This window comes from Enterobacter sp. KBR-315C3_2022 (assembly GCF_041399425.1).
Classification (GTDB): Bacteria; Pseudomonadota; Gammaproteobacteria; order Enterobacterales; family Enterobacteriaceae; genus Enterobacter.
In genome coordinates this window covers 12,852-35,239 of the sequence record NZ_JBGKEB010000023.1, presented here as the reverse complement: position 1 = coordinate 35,239, position 22,388 = coordinate 12,852, and the positions used below count along the sequence as shown (strand labels likewise).

Annotated in this window: 17 protein-coding genes and 3 pseudogenes; 15 read left to right on the top strand and 5 right to left on the bottom strand. The window is 58.7% G+C overall.

Annotated elements, in window-relative coordinates; translation table 11 throughout:
- Positions 1-268 precede the first annotated feature (268 nt).
- The 14 genes and pseudogenes from AB8804_RS19450 (at position 269) to AB8804_RS19385 (ending at position 16,435) form a co-directional block, all read left to right on the top strand.
- Entirely contained in the window at positions 269-1,891 is a 1,623-nt protein-coding gene (locus tag AB8804_RS19450) for a ShlB/FhaC/HecB family hemolysin secretion/activation protein (RefSeq protein WP_371189194.1), read from the top strand.
- Positions 1,891-2,439, top strand: coding sequence for a toxin-activating lysine-acyltransferase (locus AB8804_RS19445; protein ID WP_371189190.1), 549 nt, complete (start codon positions 1,891-1,893; stop codon positions 2,437-2,439). The genes AB8804_RS19450 and AB8804_RS19445 overlap by 1 nt, the downstream gene beginning before the upstream one ends.
- A complete protein-coding gene (locus tag AB8804_RS19440; protein WP_371189186.1) occupies positions 2,432-10,696 on the top strand; it encodes a hemagglutinin repeat-containing protein in 8,265 nt (2,754 codons plus the stop codon). Before AB8804_RS19445 ends, AB8804_RS19440 begins: the two co-directional genes overlap by 8 nt.
- A gap of 1 nt (position 10,697) precedes the next feature.
- Entirely contained in the window at positions 10,698-11,207 is a 510-nt protein-coding gene (locus AB8804_RS19435; RefSeq protein WP_077227765.1) for a DUF2247 family protein, read from the top strand.
- Positions 11,208-11,419: 212 nt separating this feature from the next.
- Complete coding sequence (locus AB8804_RS19430) at positions 11,420-12,130, top strand: hypothetical protein (RefSeq protein ID WP_371189180.1); 711 nt, start codon at positions 11,420-11,422, stop codon at positions 12,128-12,130.
- Entirely contained in the window at positions 12,123-12,371 is a 249-nt protein-coding gene (locus AB8804_RS19425) for a hypothetical protein (protein WP_166183555.1), read from the top strand. The genes AB8804_RS19430 and AB8804_RS19425 overlap by 8 nt, the downstream gene beginning before the upstream one ends.
- A 22-nt stretch (positions 12,372-12,393) precedes the next feature.
- Positions 12,394-13,953: pseudogene (locus AB8804_RS19420) on the top strand (DNA/RNA non-specific endonuclease); the annotation flags it as partial.
- A complete protein-coding gene (locus AB8804_RS19415) occupies positions 13,953-14,288 on the top strand; it encodes a hypothetical protein (RefSeq protein ID WP_261645174.1) in 336 nt (111 codons plus the stop codon). The pseudogene AB8804_RS19420 and the gene AB8804_RS19415, both read left to right, overlap by 1 nt.
- A gap of 65 nt (positions 14,289-14,353) precedes the next feature.
- The gene (locus AB8804_RS19410; RefSeq protein ID WP_371189171.1) at positions 14,354-14,602 is read left to right on the top strand and encodes a hypothetical protein; all 249 of its coding nucleotides are present in this window, start codon (positions 14,354-14,356) and stop codon (positions 14,600-14,602) included.
- 250 nt (positions 14,603-14,852) lie between these two features.
- Positions 14,853-14,912 (top strand): annotated as a pseudogene (locus AB8804_RS19405) (hypothetical protein); the annotation flags it as partial.
- Positions 14,913-14,948: 36 nt separating this feature from the next.
- Positions 14,949-15,173 (top strand): hypothetical protein, encoded by a 225-nt coding sequence (locus tag AB8804_RS19400; RefSeq protein ID WP_371189168.1) that lies wholly within the window; start codon positions 14,949-14,951, stop codon positions 15,171-15,173.
- Positions 15,174-15,502: 329 nt separating this feature from the next.
- Positions 15,503-15,919 (top strand): Imm63 family immunity protein, encoded by a 417-nt coding sequence (locus AB8804_RS19395; RefSeq protein ID WP_371189164.1) that lies wholly within the window; start codon positions 15,503-15,505, stop codon positions 15,917-15,919.
- 77 nt (positions 15,920-15,996) lie between these two features.
- Positions 15,997-16,128, top strand: coding sequence for a hypothetical protein (locus AB8804_RS19390; protein WP_371189161.1), 132 nt, complete (start codon positions 15,997-15,999; stop codon positions 16,126-16,128).
- Position 16,129: 1 nt separating this feature from the next.
- Positions 16,130-16,435 carry an Ail/Lom family outer membrane beta-barrel protein gene (locus tag AB8804_RS19385; protein ID WP_371189157.1) on the top strand — a complete coding sequence of 102 codons (306 nt, stop codon included), beginning with the start codon at positions 16,130-16,132 and terminating at the stop codon, positions 16,433-16,435.
- A 20-nt stretch (positions 16,436-16,455) separates the two neighbouring features.
- Here the strand turns inward: AB8804_RS19385 and AB8804_RS19380 are convergent, their stop codons facing one another.
- Entirely contained in the window at positions 16,456-17,355 is a 900-nt protein-coding gene (locus AB8804_RS19380) for a LysR substrate-binding domain-containing protein (RefSeq protein WP_371189154.1), read from the bottom strand.
- Positions 17,356-17,452: 97 nt separating this feature from the next.
- On the opposite strand from AB8804_RS19380, the gene AB8804_RS19375 reads away from it, so the two are divergent.
- Positions 17,453-18,055 carry a short chain dehydrogenase gene (locus tag AB8804_RS19375; protein WP_371189151.1) on the top strand — a complete coding sequence of 201 codons (603 nt, stop codon included), beginning with the start codon at positions 17,453-17,455 and terminating at the stop codon, positions 18,053-18,055.
- Here the strand turns inward: AB8804_RS19375 and AB8804_RS19370 are convergent.
- The 4 genes and pseudogenes from AB8804_RS19370 to AB8804_RS19355 form a co-directional block, all read right to left on the bottom strand.
- Positions 18,049-18,330: pseudogene (locus tag AB8804_RS19370) on the bottom strand (SAM-dependent methyltransferase); the annotation flags it as partial. The gene AB8804_RS19375 and the pseudogene AB8804_RS19370 sit on opposite strands and share 7 nt — an antisense overlap.
- A gap of 45 nt (positions 18,331-18,375) precedes the next feature.
- Positions 18,376-19,755, bottom strand: a complete 1,380-nt coding sequence (locus AB8804_RS19365; protein ID WP_371189148.1) for an amidohydrolase family protein — start codon at positions 19,753-19,755, stop codon at positions 18,376-18,378.
- Between the two features lies 1 nt (position 19,756).
- Complete coding sequence (locus tag AB8804_RS19360) at positions 19,757-20,713, bottom strand: carbamate kinase family protein (protein WP_371189145.1); 957 nt, start codon at positions 20,711-20,713, stop codon at positions 19,757-19,759.
- A 118-nt stretch (positions 20,714-20,831) separates the two neighbouring features.
- Positions 20,832-22,376 carry a xanthine permease gene (locus tag AB8804_RS19355; RefSeq protein WP_371189142.1) on the bottom strand — a complete coding sequence of 515 codons (1,545 nt, stop codon included), beginning with the start codon at positions 22,374-22,376 and terminating at the stop codon, positions 20,832-20,834.
- Positions 22,377-22,388 lie beyond the last annotated feature (12 nt).

The window sequence follows — 22,388 nt, the reverse complement described above, 5'->3', positions numbered from 1 at the left end:
AACCTCACCCTTATTAAGGAATAAGGAATATTTCGGACTAAAGTAAAATTTATTTAGCCGACGAACATGAACTACCAGATTTAAGGATATTCAGGCTCGGAACTTTCTTACCTTTAGGATTAATCCCCCTTTTATTACCCCGCCAATATTTAAACAATCTTACACATATTCACATTGCGTCCATTTTGCTTACACAGCGCGGAATACCCCGATGATAGCCCGACAAAATAGAGCGATAATAATATCGACGGCCGCTGGCCTGTTTTTGATGTTTTCCGCCCGTGCCGCCGAGCCGGAAAATCAGTTTATTATCCAGCAGCAGCGCCAGAAAGCGCTGGAACAGCAGCTGACGCCGCCCGTTCCGGACGTGCGCCTCTCTGAGCCTGCCTCCAGCTTCGGCAGAATTAACTTCCCGACCGAAACGCCCTGCTTCCCGATTCACCGCGTTGAGCTGAGCGGTCAGGATGCCCTGCCACACTGGCTGCCCCTGCAGCGCATGGCGGATCAGGCTCAGGGACGCTGCCTGGGCGGCAAAGGCATCAACCTGCTGATGACCACGATGCAAAACCGCATCGTCGACCACGGCTGGATCACCACCCGCGTGCTGGCCCCTTCGCAGGATCTGAAAAGCGGCACGCTGAAGCTCGCCATCGTGCCGGGCTACGTTCGCCACGTGAAGCTTACTGAAGAGAGCGATAAGTACATTCAGCTCTACAGCGCGTTCCCGGCGCACGAGGGCAACCTGCTGGATCTGCGTGATATTGAGCAAGGGCTGGAAAACCTGCAGCGGCTGCCGACGGTAGAAGCGAATATGGAGATCCTGCCCGGTGAAAAACCCGGTGAAAGCGACGTCATCATCACCCGTAAGCAGAGCAAAATGTGGCGCGTGGGCCTGTCGCTCGACGATGCTGGCACCGAAACCACCGGGCGCTATCAGGGCGGCGTGACGCTGTCGCTGGATAATCCCTTCTCGCTAAGCGATCTGCTCTACGTGTCTGCCAGCCACGATCTGAACGACAGGGGCGGCAAGGGCAGCAAAAACTACACCGCGCACTACTCCGTGCCGTTTGGCTACTGGATGCTCGGCGTGACCGGCAGCGATTACGACTATCACCAGACCGTCGCCGGGCAGAACGGAGACTACCGCTACAGCGGGAAAAGCAAAAATCTCGACGTGCAGCTAAGCCGCGTGCTGCACCGCAGCGGCACGCAAAAAACCACGCTGACCTACGACGTGCTGGCGCGCGAAACCCGCAACTACATCGACGATACCGAAGTCGGCGTTCAGCGCCGACAGACGGCGGGCTGGCGCATCGGGCTGGAACATCGCCACTATATCGGCCAGGCCACGCTGGATACCGGGTTAAGCTACCAGCGCGGCACCCGCTGGTTTGGCGCACGGCCTGCGCCGGAAGAGACCTTTGGCGACGCCACCGCGCTTGGCAAAATCACCCAGCTTAACGCCCAGCTCAACCTGCCGTTTGACGTCGGCTCGCAGAACTTCCGCTACAGCGTGCAGTACCTGCGCCAGATCAGCAACACGCCGCTGACGCCGCAGGATCAGTTCGCCATCGGCAACCGCTGGACGGTGCGCGGCTTTGACGGGGAACGCACCCTGAACGCCAGCCACGGCTGGTACGTGCGTAACGATCTGGCCTGGAGCACGCCGCTGCCGAATCAGGAACTGTATCTCGGCGCGGATTACGGCGAGGTCGGCGGCTACAGCTCGGACGACCTGATCGGTAAACACCTCGCCGGCGGCGTGGTGGGCCTGCGCGGCAGCGCGTTCAATACGGGCTATGACCTTTTCGCCGGCACGCCGTTCTCGAAGCCGGACGGCTTTACCACCAGCAGCCTGACCCTCGGGTTTAACCTCAACTGGAGCTGGTAATGCGCATCGGAAATCTGGATATCAAAGCCCCGCTGATGCTCGGCGGTGAAGAGAGCGAAGCCGAGGTGCTGGGCGCAACCGTCTGGCTGTGGATGCACTCCCCGATGCACCGCGATGCCCCGCTGCACGCCCTGCCAACGCTGCTGCTGCCCATTATCAAGCGCGGTCAGTACGTGCTTGTTTCCGAGAACAACCGGCCGGTATTTTTCCTCAGCTGGGCCTGGCTGAACGAGGAGTCGGAAGCGCGCTACCTGACCCACCCGGCTATCGAGATGCGGGAGGAGGACTGGGACAGCGGGGATCGGTTCTGGTTTTGCGACTGGATCGCCCCGTTCGGGCACACCGCGCAGATGTACGCCCTGATGTGCCGCGACGTTTTCCCGGACCATATCTGCCGCGCGCTCTATCACCGCGGCGCGGAGCGCGGCAAGCGCGTGATGATTTTCCACGGCAGCCGCGTCAGCCGTAAAGAGGCAAGAGAGTGGCAACGGCAACACCCGCTCGCCGTGAACCTGCCGGAAGCGCTTAAAGGAACGAACCATGAATAAGAACCTGTACCGAATTGTCTTCAACAAAGCGCGCGGCATGCTGATGGTGGTGGCGGATATCGCCCGTTCTGGCCGCGCAGGTTCGCCTCGTTCTTCCGGTATCGCCCACACCCACAGCCAGATGATCGGCAGGGTAAGCGCGCTCAGCCTGAGCCTGTGGCTGGCCACGGGGGTTGTGCACACGGCGCAGGCCTCGATCGTAGCCAATACCGGTGCGCCCAAAAGCCAGCAGCCGACGGTGGTCAGCAGCGCCAACGGCACGCCGCAGGTCAATATCCAGACGCCATCGCAAGCGGGCGTCTCGCGCAATAACTACACCCGGTTCGACGTCGACAAAAACGGCGCCATTCTCAACAACTCCCATAAAAACGTGCAGACCCACCTTGGCGGCATGGTGGCGGGCAACCCGTGGCTCGCCAAAGGGGAAGCCAACGTCATTCTCAACGAAGTCAGCTCGCGCGATCCGAGCAGGCTAAACGGCATGATTGAAGTGGCCGGGCAAAAGGCACAGGTGGTGATCGCCAACCCGGCGGGCATTACCTGCAGCGGCTGCGGCTTTATCAACGCCAACCGGGCGACCCTCACCACCGGCCAGGCGCAGATGAAGGACGGGCAGCTGACGGGTTACAGGGTTGAGCGCGGCGAAGTGACGGTAGACGGTGCCGGGATGGACACCTCCGGTGCGGATTACACCGATATCATCGCCCGTTCGGTAAAGGTTAACGCCGGACTGTGGGCGAAAGACCTCAAGGTCACCACCGGGCGCAATACGGTGGATGCCGCCCACGCGAAGATTGAAAAAGGCGGCGATGACGCCACCGCGCGCCCTACGCTGGCGGTGGACGTTTCCAGCCTGGGCGGCATGTACGCGGGTAAAATTCGCATGGTCGGCACCGAGCGCGGCGTGGGCGTGCGCAATGCCGGGGCGATAGGCGCGCAGGCGGGCAATGTGACGATCACCGCCGACGGACGCATTGAGAACAGCGGCACCCTGCGCGCCAGCGACAGCGCCAGCGTTCAGGCCGCAGGCGAACTCGCCAACAGCGGCATGCTCACCGCGGCCAGCGGCGTGCAGGTCAAGGCCGCGAGCCTCACCAGCAGCAAAGGGAGCGTCCTGGCAGCCGGGGTAAAAAACGACGGCAGGCTGGGCGATGCGGGTGATTTACAGCTTAGCACCACCGGCCAGCTCAGCGCCCACGGGCAGACGCTGGCGGGCGGCAACCTGAGCGCTCGCGGCCAGGGCCTGGACCTGAGCGGCAGCCAGACGCAGGGGAAGCGCGTTGTGCTTGATGGCGGCGCGGGCGACGTGAACACCGCCAGCGCGAAGGTGAACGCCAGCGAGCTGAGCGTCCGCACCGGCAACAAGCTCAACAATACCGGCGGCACGCTGGGCGCGTCGAAGACGGTGCAGATCGGCGCCGAGGCCGTCAATAATACCCAGGGCAAGATCATCGCCGTGGCGGGAAAAAACCATATTGAAACCGGCACGCTGAACAACGCGCAGGGGCTGATTTCGGCGGTATCGGATGACGGCGAGATCGCCGCCAGGCGGGAGATCAACAACGCGGAGGGCCGTATCGAATCCGCCAAAACCCAGCGCATCACCGCCTCCGGGCTGAACAACCGCCAGGGTACGATCGTCGCGAACGGCGCGACGGTTGCCCTCGGCGGCGGCACGCTGGATAACGCCTCCGGCTCCCTGCTCTCGCGCGGCGCGTTAAGCCTTGAAAGCGGCGCGCTCGCCAACCGGGGCGGCTTCCTCGCCAGCGAGGGGAATTTCACCCTCCACAGCGGCGATGTGGACAACCGCGGCGGGCAGATTGGCGCAAACCAGACTCTCAGCGCGACGTTCACCGCCCTGCATAATGACGGCGGCGCGTTGAAATCCGTCGGCGCGATGGCCCTCAGCGGCGGCGAGCTGGATAACGCGCGCGGCACCGCCTTCTCGGGCGCGGGCCTCGCCTTCACGGGTGAAACGCTGAACAACGAGGCGGGACAGCTGGCCGCGACGGGCGATCTGTCGCTGAACGCAGCGAATCAAGTAGGCAACGCATCGGGCATTCTCCAGGGCAGCGGCATCAGCATCAGCACCCGCGCGCTCGATAACCGCAGCGGTCGCCTCGTCAGCCTCTCCGGCGCGGACCTGCACAGCGATAGCCTGCAAAACGGCGGCGGGCAGATCCAGAGCGTCGGCGATCTGCTGATCGACAGCGCCAGAGGGCTGGTGGATAACGCCTCGGGCCTGATCCGCAGTGGCAAAGCGGTGACGGTGAACGCCCTTAACGTTATTAACCAGAACACCCTCGGGGAGAATCAGGGCCTGGAAGGACAGCGCGTGACCCTCGCCGCCGCAGCCCTCGATAACCAGAGCGGGAGCCTGCTGGCGAACGATGCCCTCTTCGTTCGCACCGACGGCGTGCTCAATAACAGCGCGGGCGCGCTGGCCTCTGGCGGCACGCTGGATCTGAACGGTAGCGGCCTGAACCTGATAAATGCTGGCGGTACGGTCAACGCGGGCAAGGCGTTGAGCATTCAGGCGCACACCCTCGATGCCAGCGGCCAGCTGCTGTCGCAGGGGGATATGACGCTGGGCAGCGCCAGCAGCGTCATCAACAGCGGGAACATCGTTGCCAACGGCAATCTCACCTTCACCACGCCGGGCGATATCGCCAACAGCGGCAGGCTGATGGCAGGCAGCGCGCTGAACGTGCAGAGCGCCAACCTGACGAACGCGGCCAGCGGTGAAATCAACGCCGGAAGCAACGCGCTGAACGCCGCGGGCACGGTGCTGAACTACGGCCTGATTGACGGGGTTCACACCCTTATTCATGCCGATACGCTGACCAACGTCGGCTCGGGGCGCATCTACGGCGACGCCGTGGGCGTTAACAGCATCACCTTCAATAACCTGGCCGAGAACGGCACGGCCGCGACGCTTGCCGGGCGCGAGCGGGTCGATCTCGGCGTGCAGACGCTGAACAACGTGGGCCATAGCCTGGTTTACAGCGCTGGTACACTGCTGATCGGCGGCGCGCTGAACGACAGCGGCGCGGCGACCGGGCGCGCGGGCGCGATTAACAACCACAGCGCCACCATTGAATCCGCCGGGGATATGGCGATCGCCGCCTCGCAGATCAACAACATCAACGATAACTTCTCCACCGAGGTGGTCCGCGTCTCGGAAGAACAGCTAACCGACTACCAGCATTCCGGCTCCACCTCCCGCTGGAGCTCGACGGAGAACGGCGTCTGGGTGGACCGCAACTCCTCCGACGGGCTGCGGAACCTGAATACGCCAGAAGATACCGGCGCGAACAACGACAATTTTAACCAGTACGACTACACCCGCACGATTGACGAAACGCGCATCAAAGAGAGCGATCCGGCGAAGATCCTCGCGGGCGGCAGCATGAGCCTGACCGGCGACAGGCTGTTTAACGACAAGAGTCAGGTGATTGCAGGCGGTACGCTGCAGATTGACCAGATGGGCAGCGTGCAGAACGACGACGTGCCCGGTCAGCGCTTCACCACGGATGAGGGTACCGTTACCCACTACTACCGTATTCGCCACAAGGGCGACGACGAGCAGGGGCGCGACCGCACCGCGTATACCCCGCCGACGACCATTCAGAGCATCTCCCTCAAGCCGGGCCAGTTGGTGAGCAACGGCAGCGTCGAGGGCAGCAGCCTCAGCATCGCGCCTCTGGTATTACAGAGCACCAGCGTGGCGATTGGCCAGGCGGGCGCCCCTGCGGCGCAGCAAACCGTGAAGCCGGGCGAGCCCGTGGTACCGCCAGCGGGCCAGCAGTTTGAGGTGACGCCTGCCGACGGCGCTATTCGCATCATTGGCCCGAACACCACCCTGCCGGACAACAGCCTGTTCAAGGTCAATCCGTCGGCGGACGTACCGTATCTGGTGGAAACCGATCCGCGCTTTACCAATGAACGCCAGTGGCTCGGCAGCGATTACATGCAGGACGCCTTCGCCAGCGACGGTGATAACACGCTGAAACGCCTGGGCGATGGCTACTACGAGCAACGCCTGATCCGCGAGCAGGTGATTGGCATTACCGGGCAGCGCTATCTCGACGGCTATAGCAACGATGAAGAGCAGTACAAAGCGCTGATGGATCGCGGTATTACCTTCGGCAAGCAGTACGACCTGAAGATCGGCGTGGCGCTGACGCCGGAGCAGATGGCGCTGCTGACCGGGGATATCGTCTGGCTGGTCAACACCCAGGTGAAGATGCCGAACGGTTCAATGGAAAACGTACTGGTCCCGCAGGTGTACGCCAAAGTAAAACCGGGCGATATCGACGGCTCCGGCGCGCTGATTGCCGGGAACAACGTCTCGATTAAGCTCAACGGCGATCTCTTTAACAGCGGCACCCTCGCCGGGCGCAAGGTGCTGCAGCTGGATGCCGACAACATCACCAACCAGAGTGGTACGATCCAGGGGGCAGACGTCAGCCTGAACGCCCGCACCGATATCAACAATATTGGTGGCGCCATCGTGGGCGACAGCAGCGTGCTGGCGAGCGCCGGACGTGACATCACCCTCACCAGCACGACCAACAGCGCTTCCAGCGTGAACGGTGAGAACCGCTTCGCCCGCACCACCATTGACAGCGTGTCCGGCATTTACGTCCAGGGCGACGACGGCAGGCTGGCGCTGCAGTCCGGGCGCGATATCACCCTGACCGGGGCGCAGGTGATCGCCAGCGGCGAAAACGGCAAAGCGCAGCTGGTGGCCGGGCGGGATATGAACCTGAACACGGTGGAAACCGCCAGCCGCGATAGCCTGGTGTGGGATGCCGACAACAGCCTGAAACAGGGGCAGACCAACAGCGTCGGCAGCGAAGTGACGGGCAAAGGCGACGTCACGCTGACCGCCGGTAACGACCTCAGCGCGCGCGCCGCCGCCCTCTCCGCTGGCGAGGCGCTGAACGTCAGCGCCGGGAATAACCTGACGCTGGCGGCGGGAGAAAACACCCTGGATCTGGACGAGCGGCATAAAGTGGTGGGCGGTAACGGCTTCCTGTCGAAAACCACCACCACCACGCGCGACGTGATTTCCCGTCAAACCGCCGAGGGCAGCGAGCTAAACGGCAACACGGTCAGCCTGACGGCGGGCAACGATCTGACCGTTCGCGGCAGCAGCGTGGCGGGCACGGACGACGTTGCCCTGCTGGCGGGCAACGACCTGACCGTGGAAACCGCCGAAGAGCGCAATGCCGAAGAGCACATGAAGCAGGAGAAAAAATCCGGGCTGATGAGCTCCGGCGGCATCGGCTTTAGCGTGGGCTCGCAGAGCGTCAAAACTACCGATACCGGCAGCGATGCCACCCAGGCGGGCAGCACCGTCGGCAGCGTCAACGGCGACCTGTCGCTGCGCGCGGGCAATCGCCTGGCGGTGAGCGGCTCCGATCTGGTGGCCGGTCAGGATATGGCCCTCAGCGGTAAAAACGTTGATATCACGGCGGTGAACAACCGCAGCCAGCAGACCCACGAGGTGGAGCAGAAAACCTCCGGGCTGACCCTGGCGCTCTCCGGCACCGTCGGCAGCGCGCTGAACAGCGCCGTCGAGGCTTCACAGCAGGCGAAATCCTCCGGCAGCGGCCGCCTGCAGGCGCTGCAGGGCGTTAAGGCGGCGCTTTCCGGCGTACAGGCCGCGCAGGCTGCGCGGATGGATCAGGCCATGGGCGCGGATGCCTCTAACACCAACACGGTAGGTATTAGCCTCTCCTACGGCAGCCAGTCGTCGAAATCCACCCAATACAGCGAGCAGAACACCGCCCAGGGCAGCACCCTTAACGCCGGGCGCGATCTCAGCGTCATTGCCACCGGCAGCGGCGAGCGGGGCGCGGACGGCGATTTGATCGTGGAAGGCAGCCAGCTGAAGGCGGGCAACGATATCACCCTTGCCGCCAACCGCGATCTGTACCTGCGCTCGGCGCAAAATACGCAGCTGCTGGACGGCAAAAACGAGAGCAAGGGCGGCAGCGTCGGGGTAGGTATCGGATATGGCTCCGGCGGCGCGGGCCTTAACATCTCCGCCAGCGTCAACCGCGGCAAAGGCAGCGAGAGCGGCAACGGCACCACCCACAGCGAAACTACCGTGGACGCGGGCCGCCAGGTGAATATCCTGACCGGACGCGACGCCACCCTGACCGGCGCGCAGGTGAGCGGCGAAACGGTGAAAGCGGACATTGGCCGCAATCTGACCCTCACCTCCGAGCAGGACAGCGATCGCTACGACTCGAAACAGCAGAACGCCAGCGCGGGCGGAAGCTTCAGCATCGGCTCCATGACCGGCTCGGCCAGCGTCAACGTCAGCCGCGACAAGATGCACAGCAACTACGACTCGGTGGTTGAACAGACCGGGATCTTCGCCGGTAAAGGCGGGTATGACGTCAGCGTGGGCGAGCATACCCAGCTCAACGGGGCGGTGATTGGCTCGACGGCAACCGCCGATAAAAACCGTCTCGATACCGGCACCATTGGCTTTAGCGATATTGAAAACCGCGCCGATTTCGAAGTAGAACACCAGAGCGTGGGCATGAGCACCGGGGGCAGCATCGGCAGCCAGTTTGCCGGCAACATGGCCAACGGCCTGCTGGTGGGCGCGAACCGCGACGGGCATGACAGCAGCACCACGCACGCGGCGGTATCGGACGGTACGCTGATCGTCCGCGATCGGGATCGTCAGGTTCAGGATGTGAATCAGCTCAGCCGCGACGTGGCGCACGCCAACCAGACGCTCTCCCCTATCTTCGACAAAGAGAAAGAGCAGGAGCGACTGCAGCAGGCGCAGCTGATCGGCGAGATTGGCAATCAGGTGGCCGATATTGCCCGCACCGAGGGCAGCATCCGCGCCACTAACGCCGCGAAAGAGAAGCTTAAAAACGTTAACGCGCAGGATCTGCAGGAGGCGAAAGCGGCGTGGGAAAAAGCCAACCCGGGCAAAACCGCGACCCTTAGCGACATCAACGGCCAGATCTATCAGACGGCCTATAACGATGCGATGAATGCCTCCGGCTTTGGCACCGGCGGTCAGTATCAGCAGGCGATTCAGGCGGCGACGGCGGCGGTTCAGGGGCTGGCCGGGAGCGATCTCAGCGCGGCCCTCGCGGGCGGTGCTGCGCCGTACGTGGCGGAAGTGATTGGTCACCACAGCGACCTGAACGACGCGGGCAAAGTGGCCGCGCACGCGGTGGTCAACGCCGCGCTGGCTGCCGCCCAGAATCAAAACGCACTCGCGGGTGCCGCCGGGGCCGCCACGGGCGAGCTGGTGGGGATGATCGCCACCGAGATGTACGGCAAATCTGCCGATGAGCTGGACGAAACCCAGAAGCAGACGGTTTCTGCCCTGGCGACGCTGGCGGCGGGGCTTTCCGGCGGGCTGGCGGGCGACAGCTCTGCGTCTGCCGTGGCGGGGGCGCAGGCGGGTAAGACGACGGTGGAGAATAACTATTTAAGCCAGAAACAACAGGCTCAGAGAGATAAAGAAATTGCCGAATGTCAGACTTTAGCGTGTAAGGCAGGCGCACAGGCTAAATGGACTGCGATTGACCTTGGACAGGATGGCAGCTTTGCAGCAGGGATGATCGCAGGCGTGCCGGCAGGACTGTATGATGCCGTTGACGGTATCGTGAAGGTCGGGGCAAATCCTCAGCAAACTTACGAAGCGCTGAAATCACTGTTTAACAGTGGCGATGTGTTAGGTAACGTTTCAGATGCGATAAAGCAGTCCTATATAGATCGTATTGACCATATGGAAGCGGAGTATCAGAAAGCTGGCGCCAGTGGTTCGTTTAATGCGGGGGTCGAAGGTGGCAAGCTGGTTACCGATATAGCTGGACTGCTTGCTGGTGGTGCAGGCGTGGTGAAAAACGGCGTCGTTCTCACGGAGAAGATTGTTGTGAAAACCACGACTATGGTGGAAACAGCATTAAAATCTTCGGTTGTTAATAAAATTCTTAAAGCAGACAGAATTGGTAGTGGTTTAAAACCTGACCCAACTCATCGGGGGGCGAGTTATCTGAGCCGGGAGCAATTGATGGAAGGGAAAGTTTTCACTCTCAAAGGGGGTGATGGTGTAGAAAGAAAACTTCTTCAGGCTGAAGGTTCCTTTAATGATAAGAAAGGTATATACGAGTATATCTATGATAAGCAAGGGAACGTTACACACCAAAGATTTATTGAAGGTGGTAATATAACCGGTCTTCCTAATCAACGGCCACCGAAGGATAAGTGACATGACGTTATATCCGGTACCCTATGATTTTATTGTTAAAAATACTCATCTTTCATGGTGTGATGTGAAGTGGGGTTATGAAAATAATCTCATTGCATCAGACGTGCCCATAAAGATGGCGGAACAAATAGTCTTAACGGGAAGTTATACTGATTCTGAACTTGAATTATCATTCCTTATGCCTGAGAGTTCAAATGAGGTGTCTCTCTTTTTAGAGAAGTTGTGCACAGGGTTTGAGCAAGACAATGACTCGACGATCAGGCAAAAATGGTTGTTTATTGTTCTAAGCTGGCTTTGGAACAATCGTGCTAGTTTTGCAGATCCATTATCTGAAGTTGAAATTATTTATGCAGATTTTGACTACCCCGCTGAAATAGAGGGTTTTGTTAAATATATGCCTCCTTCTGATGGATATGATCCATCCACGCATTCTCAGACGGAAAATATGAATCATTTAATGGAGAACTGGGTGAATTATTTAGAAGAAAAGTTTGTGGAGTATAAAAAGTAAAAATCCTGAAATCTGTGTCGGCACGCCAGAATGTCCCGTTTCAGGTAAAGAACAGCCCGATCATTTGCATCGGGCTATGAGATTTTTCAAACATTTAGCCAAATCAAAAACAGCACTAAATCGTTTATTAACCTTATCAAAGCTGTCCTTTCAGTATAGCCGTAGTTCGGCCCTCCCCCTCAAATACTCTCTAAATCTCTCGCACATCCTGGGTGGCCGAAGAGCAGGTGAAGGCCGAAAATGAACGCTATAAGCGCGAAAACTGTGGCGGGATGAGCGCCGAAGCCTGCGCGGTTAAAATGTACACCGAGCGTCGCGAAGCGCTGAAGGATATGGCGTTATTTGGCGTAGATTTTGTCCCGGTCGTGGGTGATATCAAGAGCTTCGCGGAAGCGCACAGTGCGCTTGATTATCTGGCAGCAGCTATCGGGGTTATACCCGGTGCCGGTGATGTTGCTGGAAAGGCGATAAAAGGCGCGGAGAAAGCGCTTAAAGCGGGCGATCTGGAGGCGGCATCTAAGTTCATCAATGAAGCCAGCCATGAGATCAACATTAAATGGGTGGACGAAAATGCACGTATGAGTAATAGAGCCAGAGATTACAATGACTCTGCCTCCGGCGCTCGTTCCAATATTGAAACCAAAAAAGGGCAAGCACCCGCTATCGATCGCATTGATGATAAAGGAGTTACTCGTCCTGTTCGTTTTGATGGAGTGGAGGGTAACATCATGATTGATCGTAAAATTTCGGTCGTGACAACAGCAAACGCGAAAAACCAAGCGCTAAGACAATCGGAAGCACTCCAAAACAACGGCATGACTGGACGCTGGGAAGTGCCAAATCAGACACAGGCAAACCGCGCTCAAAAGATGTTTGATGAGCTCGGAATTAAAAACATAGAGGTTAAAATTGTCCATGAGTAATCCAAATCAATTAGTAAAGATTATCGCTGATTTCGCTATTTTCCTGGAATTTAATGATGAAGATACCCTAAATCCCGATGCTGCAGTTGAGATGATGGAAAGCATTGCCGCCGATCTTGACCTGCTCAGCAATGACGAAAAAGTGAACCTTATTAAATCTTTTGATGACATTTCAAAAATGTACAGTGGAGAGGAAGCTGACTTCGTCAAGGATCTGCCCGATACCTTTGGTTTGCGTTGACCAGTAGTTGTCAGTCAGGCGCGACAAGGAGGAAGAACAGGAGCGGCTCCAGCAGGCGCCGCCGATCGGCGAGATTGGTACTCAGGTGGCGGATATTGCCCGCACCGAGGGCAGCATCCGCGCCACTAACGCCGCGAAAGAGAAGCTTAAAAACGTTAACGCGCAGGATCTGCAGGAGGCGAAAGCGGCGTGGGAAAAAGCCAACCCGGGCAAAACCGCGACCCTTAGCGACATCAACGGCCAGATCTACCAGACGGCCTATAACGATGCGATGAACGCCTCGGGCTTTGGCACCGGCGGTCAGTATCAGCAGGCGATTCAGGCGGCGACGGCAGCGGTTCAGGGGCTAGCCGGGAGCGATCTTAGCGCGGCCCTTGCTGGCGGCGCCGCGCCGTACGTGGCGGAAGTGATTGGTCACTACAGCGAACTGAACGACGCGGGCAAAGTGGCCGCCCACGCGGTGGTCAACGCCGCGCTGGCTGCCGCCCAGAATCAAAACGCACTCGCGGGTGCCGCCGGGGCCGCCACGGGCGAGCTGGTAGGGATGATCGCCACCGAGATGTACGGCAAACCTGCCGATGAGCTGGATGAAACCCAGAAGCAGACGGTTTCCGCGCTGGCGACGCTGGCGGCGGGGCTTTCCGGCGGGCTGGCGGGCGACAGCTCTGCTTCTGCCGTGGCGGGGGCGCAGGCGGGTAAGACGACGGTGGAGAATAATTCCCTTGGCGACATCGCCGCGGCGCTGGCACAGGGTAAAACCACCGCGCAGGTGGCCGAAGAGCAGGTGAAGGCCGAAAATGAACGCTACAAGCGCGAAAACTGTGGCGGGATGAGCGCCGAAGCCTGCGCGGTTAAAATGTATACCGAGCGACGGGAAGCGCTGAAGGATATGGCGTTGTTCGGGGTGGATTTTGTCCCGGTCGTTGGTGACATTAAGAGCTTTGCGGAAGCGCACAGTGCGCTTGATTATCTGGCCGCGACGATTGGCATCATCCCTGGCGCAGGGGATGTTGCGGGCAAAGCCATTAAGGGTGCGGAAAAAGCGCTTAAAGCAGGCGATCTGGAAGCGGCATCTAAGCTGATTAACCAGGCCAGTGATGAGATTTATGCCGTGTCTGGTGCTAAATGGAACTGGAATAAGGAACTCAACAAGCCGCTCCCTAATAAGACCTATAATCTTGATGGCGACAAAGTCTACAAAACGGACCATCTGGCAAGGCCTCAACAGGTCGAAGCAACCCTGAGTGCGAACGTAAAAGACAGGAATGGTTATCAACAGTGTAAGGCCGGGAAATGCGGTAATCCCGGTGATGAGGGTGGTCACTTAATCGCCAGTATTTTTAATGGGCCTGGAGAAAAGTTAAACCTGGTGCCGATGGATGGTAATCTGAACAAAGGCGCATGGAAACAGATGGAAAATACCTGGGCCAAGGCAGTAAGCGAAGGTAAAGAGGTGAAGGTTAACATTCAACCAACGTATGTGGGTGATAGCGTCAGACCAGATAAGTTCTACATCGAATACACCATCGATGGTGGCAGACCGATAGCTGAAACATTTAAGAATGCACCGGGGGGAAAATAATGCGTTCTGATCAGGAAATCTACAACGATATTGGGTCAGTATTACTGGCAGCAGCACCCGATAACGCGTCAAAAATTATTATGCGGGCAGAGTTATCTCCTGAAGGAGATCACTGTAAATGTGAATTTGATTATGTGGATAGCACCTCAGGGCAGACAAACTGGTTTACTGCGGGCGCGCAAGCCAATGGTCGTTTGCTGGATCTTCTCGTGGAGCTTAGAACGTTATTTGTTAATAACATCAAATCACAACAAACACCGTTCTGGCAGGGTTGCGAAATAACGATAGATACAGAGACACTCAGGATTGGTATTGACTTCAAGTATGAGGATTAACAAACGGCCTTCCGCCCCTTCCGGCGGAAGGTTGGTTTTACGGGACATATAAGGGGAAAAGGTCTGTGACTCACTCACATCATTTGATTAAAGTTATTGCAGATATGGCCATTTTTCTTGAATTCACTGACGAACATTCGCTCAATCCAGATGCTGCTGTGGAAATGATGGAACATATTGCCGCCGAGCTTCAGGTATTAACGGACGATGAGAAAGAGCGCGTTATCGATTCCTTTGCAGAGATTGCGAAAGCGTACCAAGGAGATGAGTCCGACTTTATCAAAGCCCTTCCCGATACGCTGGGTTTACGTTAACCTCATTTAATGAATCGTTCTTACAGACCTGCATTGGCGGGAACAAATCTACATTATCTATGTTATGGACTTTAAACCACTGAAAATATGGATATTAAGACGGTATAATGACTATCGAGAAAACGACTCTAATCGTAGATAACATGCAACGAATGGCTACTTTATTAGAATCAGGGGAATATCCCGAATGGTCATCCAGTATTTTTAAACTGGCTAAAAATATGAGCTTGATCGTGATGACACCCAATACATTTTTCTAAATTTCTATAGTGGAATGGGGTCACTAAGCGATCTCGTATTGTATAGAAACGGAAAGGATTCGCTTTCGCAGGTGGGCATTTCAAGAATGAAAAACAGCACTAAATCGTTTATTAACCTTGTTTACCTGTGCTGCGCGATAGGTCTGGCGGTGTTCATGCTGACGCTCCTTGGCCGTTTAGTCGGTGCGGGATTAGCATGGAATATGATGGAGGATTTCCCCTTCTCTTTCAAAGATGTGTTGATATGTCTTGAGTTAACCTGGTTGGGGCTGCCTGCGGGTTTGATCATCTGGTTTTTTTATCCCCGGTAAAAAGCCCATACAGGTTGCAATGTGAAACATCTTCCGCCCTTCCGGCAGGAGGTTGGCTTTAGGGCAAAGTAAAATGAGACTCGATAATTCAAAAAAATCCCTATGGACGCTTTTGGGTCTATGTTTTTTGATGTGCATCGCATTGATGATAATTGGTGTTTTTTCTTATCTGGTGAAAGGCTGGTTAATCTGGGACTTTGATAAGCCTTTTCCTTTCGGCAAAGAAGAGATGATTACTCTATTAAAAATCAGTGTGTTAGGTATACCTGCGGGGATAGTGTTCTGGATTTTTGGTATCCGTTAGGAGTATATTCGCGAGGTTCGCTGATATGTTAGTCAATATTGATGAAATACAAAGACAAGCTGATGAGATGATTTTACGAGCAGGCTTTCCAAAACATTCAGTGAATCTGTGTTCTGCTCCCTATGGCGATGGCACCCCCTATATTTCATTCGAAAATGATTTATATAACTATATTTATTCAGAAAGAGGGTATGAGTTCTCCCGAAAAGTCACTCACTCTTTGAATACGCTGCTTTATTGGATAATGTGCGAATTCGCCTATAAGATTGCCTACCAGTATGAGTTAGATCATAGGGTTGAAGGCAGGGATGGACGGCGCATCGCTTTTCCAAAATTTATTGAAATAATGGCGAATATGAACCCAGACTGGGAGTCAGAAGCGCGAGTTGACATTCAAAAAATTCTGGCTGAAGCGCCCTACGACGATACCCTCTATACATAATTGAGGGGAACATCGCAGCGGCACTGATGCTAAGTAAACCACAAAGCAAGTGGCTAAAGAGCAGATGAAGGTCGAAAATGAATGCTATAAGCGCGGAAAATGTAGGAATATTTGCAGCGATGACTATGACAGAAGTTGGTCCTGCGTCTGATGTAAAAGCTTTTTTTAATCTGGTGCTCTTTTTATTAGAAAACGGCACCAAATATTGAAGTGAAATATTACTCTCTGATGGCAGGCCCGGCATATCGCCTGAATGAGTTCGTGTCCCTGTATGCGCTGGGCGGTGTGGCGCGCGTGAAAGCAGACGGCCACACCACATGGGTGAACGGCGGCGACAACTACACCCAGCGCGACGGCATCGATGAAAAATCGACCTCTTTTGCCTATGGCGCGGGCGTGCAGTTTAACGCAACGCCTGATCTGGCGATCCACGTCGGTTACGAAGGCACCACCGCCGATTTGGGCGACGATTACGACATCAACGGCTGGAATGTGGGCATAGGTTATCGCTTCTGACCCTCACCCTAACCCTCTCCCTAAAAGGGAGAGGGGACATTCTGTGCATGTTTCATGATATGTGCGATAAATTGGGTAAGTTTCGGTAACGGTCGTAAGTCCTGGCGCCACAGCAGATGCACCGGTCGGGGTTGTGGTGTGTAACGTTCTAACACTCGTATAAGTCGACCATTCGCCAGCTCGTCCGCCACAAGCACCTCCGGCTGTAACAGCAATCCCGCCCCGGCAATCGCCGCCGTTCGCAGGCCGTAGCCATCGTTGCAGCGCAAAATCGCATCGCGCTTCCAGCGCACCTCCCCTTCCACGCCCGGCAGCCGCCACTCGTTGCGCGCGGTCCACACCGTGTGCGACAGACAAAGATGCTCCACCAGATCGTCCGGCGTCTGCGGCGTGCCGTGGCGGGCTAAATAGTCCGGCGCGGCGCAGATCGCCATCCGGTACGGGCAAAGGTATTTCGCCACCAGATCCTCGGTGTGGATGTCGCCGATACGGATCGCCAGATCGCCCCCCTCCTCCACCAGATCGACCATCCGGTTGGTCAGATCCAGCTCGACGCGCACGTCCGGATACCGCTGCAAAAAGGTGGCGACGAGCGGGGCGATGACGCAGCCGCCGAACGAGGTCGGCGCGGTCACGCGCAGGGTTCCGGCTGGCGCTGCGCGCAGCCGTTCGACCGCGCTCTCGGCGACAGAAACCTGCTCCAGCACCCGCTTTGCCTCGTCAAAGTAGACGCGCCCGGCGTCGGTGAGGCTTTGTCGGCGGGTGTTGCGCTCCAGCAGCCGGGTGCCGAGCCGGGCCTCCAGCTGGGCGATGTACTTTCCGACCATCACCGCCGACATCTCCAGCCGCGAGGCCGCGCCGGTAAAGCTGCCGCTTTCCACCACCGCGATAAACGTCTCCATGCCGCGAAGCTTATCCATATTGCAAACCCCTGGTTAGTAATCTTCTAACTTTAGCCCAGTTTATCCGCCTTTTTATTTATTAAACAATGAAGGCTCACAACCTAAGGAGTCGACTATGAAAATCGTGATTATTGGTGCCAGCGGTACGGTAGGACGTGCGGTGACGGAAGAGCTGAGCCGTCGTCATGAGGTGATTCGCGTCGGCCGCACGCAGGGCGACGAGCAGGTGGATATTACCTCGCAGGCGAGCGTGCAGGCGCTGTTTGAGAGCATCGGCAAGGTCGATGCGATCGTCTCCGCCAGCGGCGGCCTGCACTTCGGCCCGCTCGCAACGATGAAGGACAGCGACTTTAACCAGGGCCTGCAGGATAAGCTGCTCGGGCAGGTGCGCCTGGCGCTGACCGGCCAGCATTACCTGAACGAAGGCGGCTCGATTACGCTGATTAGCGGCATCGTGGCGCACGAGCCGATTGCGCAGGGCGTGAACGCCACCACGGTGAACGCGGCGCTGGAAGGCTTCGTTCGCGCCGCGGCGTGCGAGCTGCCGCGCGGCATTCGCATCAACCTGATTAGCCCAACGGTGCTTACCGAATCCGCCGAAGCCTACGACGGCTTCTTCCCCGGCTTTGAAAGCGTTCCCGCCGCGAGCGTGGCGCAAGCCTATCGCCGCAGCGTGGAAGGGGTGCAGAGCGGGCGCGTGTATAAAGTGGGCTACTGAGCCTTGCGGGCCGAGATCAGCACCAGCATCGGGCGCTCGGCCTCTTCCGCCAGCGCGGGCCACGCCTCGATTTGCGCCCGCGTTGGCCCCCATTCGTTAACGTTGCTTACCGTTAACCCCGCCCCGATCAGCGCGTTCAGCGTCGTGCCCAGCGTGCGGTGATATTTGATGACACCGTCCGCCAGCCAGCTGCTGACGCGCTGGCCTTCGTCCTGATAACGATTCACGCCCCAGAAACGCTCGCCGTCGTCGGTCAGCCAGCCCTGCCGGGTGGCGCTGCGCTTACCCGGCCTACAAAAGGAGCGTGCGGCCTGATGCCCTCACCCCACCGTCCCCCAGACAAGGTTGCCCTTGTGGAACGTGGCGGTGCGCGGGGAGATGCGCGCCACGGCCTCGGCGGAGCAGGAGGCGTCCACCAGCACAAAGCTGGCGTCATCCTGCGCTTTTGGCCACACGCGCTCGCCGCTGTCGTTCAGCGGCAGCACGTCGCCGGTGGCGATGCCCAGCGCGCGGGAGAGCGTCTGCTCGTTCGGGCGGATGTAAAGCTGGGCGTAAAGGTTCGCTTTTTCGAGCATGTCCCCCAGGCCGTACGGCGACCAGTGGTCGATCACGCTGTCGGTGCCGGTCATGACAAACACGCCCTTATCGCGCAGCTGCTTGAGCGGCATGTGCAGGGTGCCAATCGGCACCGTCGAGGCAATCGTCACCCGCTGCGCCGCCATGCGGGTGGCGATTTCGTCCACCTGCTGCGCGTTCAGCGTCGCCAGCGCGAAGGCGTGGCTGATGGTCAGCTTGCCCTTCAGCTCCGGCGTTTTCTCCACGGTTTCGACCATGTAGTTCACCGCCGCCACGCCCGCCGGGCTGGTTTCGTGCAGGTGGATATCCACGCCTTTAACGTAGTCGAGCGCAATCTGGAACAGGGTGTCGAGGGATTTTTCCATCGCGCCGTCCACGCTGGTCGGATCCAGCCCGCCCACGTAGTGCGCGCCCGCCTGCATCGCCTCGCGCATCAGCTTTTCAGAATGGGACAGCAGCAGGCCGTGCTGCGGAAAGGCAACGATTTCGCAGTCAAACCCTGCGCGTCGGCGCGATAACACCGCCTGCAAATTCTCGAGGTTCTTCAGGCCGGACACCGGCTCGATGTTGCAGTGGCTGCGGGCGATAGTCGAGCCTTTGGACTGAATCAGGTCGATAAGCGCTTCCGCGCGCTCCTGGGTATACGGCTGCAGCTCCGGCAGCAGCTTCTGCTCCAGGCGGATCATGTCCTGAATCGTGGTGCCCGCCGGGCGGTTGAGCGAGCGCCACGGCCCGCCGTAAAAGGTTTTGTCCAGGTGGATATGCATGTCGCGCATCGCCGGGAGCATCAGCTTTTTACCCGCGTCGTAGTGCGGGAGCGAGGCGTCGGCGTGGCTTTTATTCTCGCGCAGGGCGACGATTTTGCCGTCCTTGATTTCGAGCGTTTTCAGCTCGGTGCGGGTGCTCGTCGCCACGCCGCCGTCGAAGGCAAATCCGGCCTCCAGCAGCACGTTGTCGAGGTAGTAATGCGTTGCGGTGATGTTCATCGGCTTGCCCGTCTCGCAGGTGGATTTCGCGGTATCCGCAGCATACGCGACGGAGCCGGTCGCGCCAAACAGCGCGCAGGCGGTGACCATTTTGCCGCTCTGGCTGATAAACGCGCGGCGGCTTTTGTTTTCGCTCATCTTAGTTTCCTTCATTCACAATGTGGGTGCCGGTTTCGCCGCGCAGCGCCGCGGGCAGGCGGTCCGGCGAGGTGATAATCACCCGCCTGCCGCCGTGCTGTAAAAATGCCAGCGAGGCGACGATTTTCGGCAGCATGCTGCCCGCCGGGAAGTGGCCCTCATTCATGTAGCGCGTCATCTGCGCCGCGCTGACGACGTCCAGCGCCTGCTGGTTCGGCTTTCCAAAGTTAACGCACACCTTCTCCACGCCGGTGGTGATCACCAGCACGTCGGCGCGGATCTCGCGGGCCAGCAGCGCGGTGGAGAGATCTTTATCGATGACCGCATCAACGCTGTGATAATCCCCCTGCGCCGAGCGCACAACGGGAATGCCGCCGCCGCCCGCGCCGATAACCACAAAGCCTTTTTGCGTCAGCGCCTTGATGGCGTCCGCCTCGACGATGCGAACGGGCTGCGGCGAGGCCACTACCCGGCGATAGCCGCGTCCTGAATCCTCGACAAAATGCCAGTCCGGGTGAGCACGCTGCAGTTCGTCGCGCTGCGCCTCGCTGAAGAACGCGCCGATCGGTTTCGTCGGGTGCGTGAAGCCGGGATCGTTTTTATCCACCTCCACCTGGGTGACGACGGTGACGGCTTTTTGCTCGCCGCGCGCGGCCAGGCGGTTGTTCAGCGCCTGCTGGATTAGATAGCCGATGCCGCCCTGGGTATCCGCCACGCAGTTCGCCAGCGGCGTCAGCGGCAGCCCTTCCCGCTCGTGGGCGATTTCGGCGCGGCGCAGATCCAGCCCCACCTGCGGGCCGTTGCCGTGGGTGAGGACGATGTCATAGTCCGACGCCAGCATCTCCAGCACGGACTCTGCCACCGCTTTTACCGCCTGCGCCTGGTGCTCGACCGACTGGCTCGCGTTATCTTTGATAATGCTGTTGCCGCCGATGGCGACGACCATGAGTTGTTTCATACGTTTTCCTTCGTAACGGTGCGGTCTGGGCCCCTCACCCCTGCCCTCTCCCCATAGGGGAGAGGGTGTAATCGTTCCCTCTCCCCTATGGGGAGAGGGTTAGGGTGAGGGGTCGCTTTTAAGCTTCGGAAATCGGTGCCGCCGCGCTCGCCGCTTCCCGGCTATCCAGCACATGCTTCACCACGAACATGCCGCCCATCATCAGGTAGGACGTGACGAACATCAGCGAGCTGCCCTCGGCGAAGCCCACGACCGGGGCGTGGATCACGCCGAACAGCGACAGCAGCGCCCCGCCCGCGGCGGCGACGGCTCCGCGCAGCGGCTTGTTGATGATGGCGAAGATGGCGATGCAGCCCCACAGCATGCTGGCGAGCGGCGCACCGCTGCCCAGGTGCACCAGCCCTTCGTAGTAAATGCCCTTGCTGTGCAGCACGTCGGTGCCGATTTTCGCCGCGCTGGTGCCCGCCGCCCCCATCACGCTGTTCATCATGGTCAGCGCCCAGTTGGCGATCCACGGGAACAGGCAGATGAAGATCACCGGCACCTCAACTTTGGGCGTCTCCCTCACCACCTGGTTGGCGGTGACGACGCCGATAAACACCAGAATCGGCACGATGGCGGTCATCGGAATGATGGCGAGCATAAACGCCCCCAGCCCGAACAGCGGCACGATGAACATGGTGACGCCCGAGGCCAGCGTGTAGCCGATGCTGGCCCCCATCGCCTTCCAGCCCGCGTGGCCGACGTAGACCGTCACCGGGAACGGGTTGCCCATCAGGCAGCCGAGCATCGACGCCAGGCCGTTCGCCAGCATCACCTTGCGCGTTGGATATTCGTCCCCCGCCGCGTGGGCGCTCTCGATGTTTTCCAGGTCAAAGATGTAGTTCGCCAGCCCCAGAGGAACCGCCGAGGCGAGGTACGGCAGCGCGTGCGGCAGCCCCTGCATAAAGCCGTCGATGTGTACCGACGGCGGGTTAAAGCCGAACGACGACATCGACGCTTTGATCGCCTCCGGGCTTTGCAGGCCGGAGATCCACGCAAGCGCGGTACCGGCAATCAGCAGCAGCAGGCCGGTCGGGATGCGGGCGAAGATCGGCTTTTTACCGAACCAGTTGATGAAGATCAGCAGCAGCACGATGAAGGAGACGGTCGGCGCTTCGAACGCCTGCAGCATTGGGTTCATCGCCAGCAGCAGCAGGCCTAAGCCGGAGAGGCACGACAGCAGCACGGTGCGCGGGATCATCCTGCGGATGGTTTCGCCCAAGAACGAACCGCCCGCGAGGATCAGCGCCTCCACGAAGCACCACACCAGGCCAATCTGGATGGCGAAATCCGCGTCGCCCGTCTGCTGGTAGACCGGCATCAGCACCAGAAAAGTGACGGTAAAAATCGACGGCGCGCTCGGGCCGGACGGCAGCGCAGTCACGTCGCTGCGCCCGGTCTGGCGCGCCATCTGCAGGCCAAACCACGTGTAGCAAACGCTCGCCACCAGCACCGCCAGCCCGAAGGCCGGCGCGATGCGTCCATAAACAATCTCCTTCGGGATGCCGACGACAAAAATGAGCAGCCCCATCATGGTCAGCAGATTGGTCAGGTTGTTGGTCATCAACCCGAAATATGCCGCCCAGTCACCTCTTTTCCACTCCAGCTTGATGTTTTTCATGGATGCTTGCCT